General features: G+C 61.5%; 3 protein-coding genes and 2 pseudogenes. All 5 read right to left on the bottom strand.

Features of this window, described 5'->3' with window-relative positions:
• Window positions 1-90: pseudogene (locus ACIOU6_RS27630) on the bottom strand (DNA-binding transcriptional regulator Fis); the annotation flags it as partial.
• A complete protein-coding gene (gene dusB / locus ACIOU6_RS27625; protein ID WP_221732808.1) occupies window positions 87-1,097 on the bottom strand; it encodes a tRNA dihydrouridine synthase DusB in 1,011 nt (336 codons plus the stop codon). The gene dusB and the pseudogene ACIOU6_RS27630, both read right to left, overlap by 4 nt.
• A 185-nt stretch (window positions 1,098-1,282) precedes the next feature.
• Window positions 1,283-2,533, bottom strand: a complete 1,251-nt coding sequence (locus ACIOU6_RS27620; protein WP_401139895.1) for a DUF3426 domain-containing protein — start codon at window positions 2,531-2,533, stop codon at window positions 1,283-1,285.
• 30 nt (window positions 2,534-2,563) lie between these two features.
• Entirely contained in the window at window positions 2,564-3,442 is an 879-nt protein-coding gene (prmA, locus tag ACIOU6_RS27615; protein WP_401139892.1) for a 50S ribosomal protein L11 methyltransferase, read from the bottom strand.
• 257 nt (window positions 3,443-3,699) lie between these two features.
• Window positions 3,700-3,910 (bottom strand): annotated as a pseudogene (locus ACIOU6_RS27610) (acetyl-CoA carboxylase biotin carboxylase subunit); the annotation flags it as partial.

Raw genomic sequence — 3,910 nt, 5'->3', positions numbered from 1 at the left:
TTCGCTCGGGGTGTTGATGTGCTGTTTCAAATTCACGTTGTCGCTCACGGGTGTTGTTCCACACACTAAAGTCTCGGTCTTCATCGTCATGCGGCCACCCCTTCTTCGTCCCCTGTCAGGCTCTTGTAACGCTCGACGAAGAACTCCCGAACGTTGGCGCATTGTGTTTCCGTACCATCCAAACGATTGAAGTGGGCGCGAAACTCCCTGGCGCCCGGCAAGGTTGCGAGATACCAGCCCACATGCTTTCGAGCAATGCGTACGCCCATCACGTCCCCATAGAAAGCGTGAAGTGCGGCCAGATGCTCAAGCAGAATGCGTTCCACCTCGACCAACTTCGGGGCCGGCAATTTCTCGCCGGTACGCAGGAAGTGATCGATCTCGCGAAAAATCCATGGCCGCCCTTGAGCGGCACGGCCTACCAACAGGCCATCGGCGCCGGTCGCGTCGAGCACGTAACGGGCCTTTTCCGGCGAATCGATATCGCCATTGGCAAATACCGGCATCGACACCGCCTGCTTGATCGCGGCAATCGTGTCGTACTCGGCAACACCTGTGTACAGATCGGCGCGCGTGCGACCATGCACGGCCAGCGCGGCGATCCCGGCCTGTTCGGCGATCTTCGCCACGGTCAGGCCGTTCTTGTTGTCGCGATCCCATCCCGTGCGGATCTTCAGGGTGACCGGCACATCAACCGCGGCCACGACGGCCTGCAGGATCTCGGTCACCAATGCTTCATCTTTCAATAACGCGGAGCCGGCGGCCTTGTTGCAGACCTTCTTCGCCGGGCAACCCATGTTGATGTCAATAATCTGTGCGCCCAGTTCGACGTTGGCCCGTGCCGCATCTGCCAGCATTTGCGCGTCGCCACCGGCAATCTGCACCGAGCGTGGCTCGGGATCGCCTTCGTGGATCATGCGCATGCGCGACTTGCGGGTATTCCACAGGCTCATGTCACTGGTGACCATTTCCGAGACCACAAGCCCTGCGCCCAGACGCTTGCAGAGCTGACGAAAGGGCTGATCGGTAACCCCCGCCATCGGGGCGAGAATCAAGCCGTTCTGCAATGTGTATGGGCCGATGCGTACCGCCGACATAGGACTTCCCTGAAGTGGGGCCGGATCATGAGAGTTCGAAAAAGGGTTGGCATGATACCCGCTCTCGATGACTGGATAAAGGCTGAATTGAACAAAATCTGAACAGTTATGCTGTTATCGCCAGCGGTTTGGTTGGGCGCAGCGCAGTCAGAAAACTGCCGTCAATCAGGAAACGGTGAAGCGGTTCACTCGGGTGAGTGAAAACTCAGGCTGTAATTCACCGCTTTCGGGCCTGGATCGAGAATGTCCAGCGCGATGTGGATCGGTGTTTGTGGCGGCATTTCCGCCAGACCTTCCAGATCGCCGTTGAGGTATTCCCCCGGTTTGAAGCGGCGACTGGCGATCAGGTGGCCGTTGAGGTCAGCAAAACGCAGCTCCAGTAGCGGGAACGGCTGGGAGAACGTCGCGCGGTTATAGATGATCGCGTCGACGACCAGTGCGCCGCTGAACTCGGGATGACTGCGCACGACCAGATTGCTGCTCTTGATTCGGGCGATATCGACCTTGGACGGCACCGTGCAACCGATCTGCGGGCAGAGCTGCTGGAACCACGGGCGGTATTGATCCTGGCGCGCCAGCTCATCGAAATGATAGGCGATGTACTGGCCGGCGAGGGTGCCGGCTGCCAGCAGCACCAACAGCATCCATAGCAAGCGGCGGCCCCACGGTGACCGGCGTTTCTGCCAGTCCAGTTGCAGCGGGTCATCGGTCAGGTCTTGCAGGGCTTCGGCGCGCTCGCGCTTTTTGCGCTGCGGTTCGATCAATGGCAGATCGTCGTCATCGGCTTCGTGACTGGCGGACCGGCGTTCGCGGCGGGCGTTCGGATCGATTGGATCGTGCAGACGCAGTTGCGGGATCGCGGGTTCGTCATCCAGCTCCACCGGTTCCAACGACAGCGATGGCTCGGTCCGCGCCGATTTGACTGGCTCGATGTCGACGATATCCGTTTCTGCCTCGGGTTCCGGCGTTCGCTCATCAGCAGGTGCGCTGAACAGGCTGTCGGGCCATGCCGACTCTTCCGGCTCAGGACTGTCGCGGCGGGCGATCAGGGCGTCTTCGCGCGGGCGACCGAGTTCGGTGGCTGGCTGAATTTCCCGTTGTTCGAGGCGGGCGAGTTCTTCGTCCAGATCCAGGCTGTCGAGATCCAGTTCCGAGGCGCTCCACTGCTTTTGGCTGATGGCACGCGGCGTGGGCGGTTCGACGATGGCTGATGGCTCGATAGCCGGTAGCTCTTCGGCGGAGAGCGCCTCAATCGGCGGTGCGGCCGGCGCCACCGCGTCCTTGCCGGCGTGTTGCTCAAGCAGCTGTTTGGCGGCATTGAATACTTGCAGGCAGGCGCCGCAGCGAACCACCCCGCGGGCCACGCTCAATTGGGCATGGCTGACACGGAAACTGGTTTGGCAATGCGGACACTGGGTGACGAAGCTGTCGGTCATGCGGCGATCCGGATTATGCAGGCGGCCATTCTAGCGCCGACGTCCGGTGATGCGCACCCAGCCATCGCGATTGGCGATCGGGTCGAGGTCGAAGTCCTGAGCATACGCGGCAGCGACCTCATCGCCTTGTTCGGCAAGAATGCCCGACAGCGCCAGACGCCCGCCGGACTTGACCAGGCTGGACAGTTGCGGGGCCAGCGAAACCAGCGGGCCGGCGAGGATGTTGGCGACCAGCACGTCAGCTTTGACCTGCGGCAGATCTTCCGGCAGGTACAGCGGGAACAGCTCTTCGGCGATGTTGTTGCGCCCGGCGTTGTCACGCGAGGCTTCCAGTGCCTGCACGTCGATGTCGGTACCGACGGCTTCTTTCGCACCGAGCAGCAGGGCGGCGATGGCCAGAATCCCCGAGCCGCAGCCGAAATCCAGCATGTTGCAGTCTTTCAGGTTTTGGCCGTCGAGCCATTCCAGGCACAGCGCGGTGGTCGGGTGGGTGCCGGTGCCGAAGGCCAGGCCCGGGTCCAGCAGCAGATTGACTGCGTCAGGCTCGGGCGCGGCATGCCAACTCGGTACGATCCACAGGCGCTGACCGAAGCGCATCGGCTGGAAACCGTCCATCCAGCTGCGTTCCCAGTCCTGGTCTTCGATGACTTCGCTGTGATGCTCCGGCAGCGGGCTGCCGGTCAGCAGTTCCAGGTGGGCCAGTACCGGTGCGGGTTCGGTGCCGCCCTCGAACAGGGCCAGCAGGTGCGTGTGCGCCCACAGCGGGGTGGTGTTGAGTTCCGGCTCGAAGATCGGCTGATCTTCGGCGTCCATGAAGGTCACCGATACGGCGCCGACTTCAAGGAACGCGTCTTCGTAGGTTTCGGCTTGTTCCGGGCTGATGGCCAGACGTACTTGCAGCCAAGGCATGGCGGGCACCTTTGAAAAAATATGATTGCAGCCTAGCGGCCAGCGAGAAGCGCGCAAGTTTACGCGAGCGCGCAGGTTTTGTGGGAGCGGCATTGCACCCTGTGGGTGCGGGCTTGCTCGCGAAAGCGGTGTGCCAGACAAATAAACGTATCTGATACACCGCTTTCGCGAGCAGGCCCGCTCCCACAAGGGGTATTTGAGAACTGTAGAAACAACAAAGCCGCCCGAAGGCGGCTCTGTCAGGTGCGGGCTGAAGCTTAGTGCTTCTCGCCTGCCAGCTTGTGCTCGAGGTAGTGAATGTTCACGCCCCCTTTGCAGAAACCTTCGTCACGCACCAGATCACGGTGCAGCGGGATGTTGGTCTTGATCCCGTCAACCACGATTTCGTCCAGGGCATTGCGCATGCGGGCCATGGCTTCGTCGCGGGTGGCGCCGTAAGTGATCAGCTTGCCGATCAGCGAGTCGTAG

This window comes from Pseudomonas sp. NPDC087615, from assembly GCF_044743445.1.
Classification (GTDB): Bacteria; Pseudomonadota; Gammaproteobacteria; order Pseudomonadales; family Pseudomonadaceae; genus Aquipseudomonas; species Aquipseudomonas baetica_A.
The sequence above is the reverse complement of the archived record's forward strand: the minus strand, read 5'-3'. Positions and strand labels throughout refer to the sequence as shown.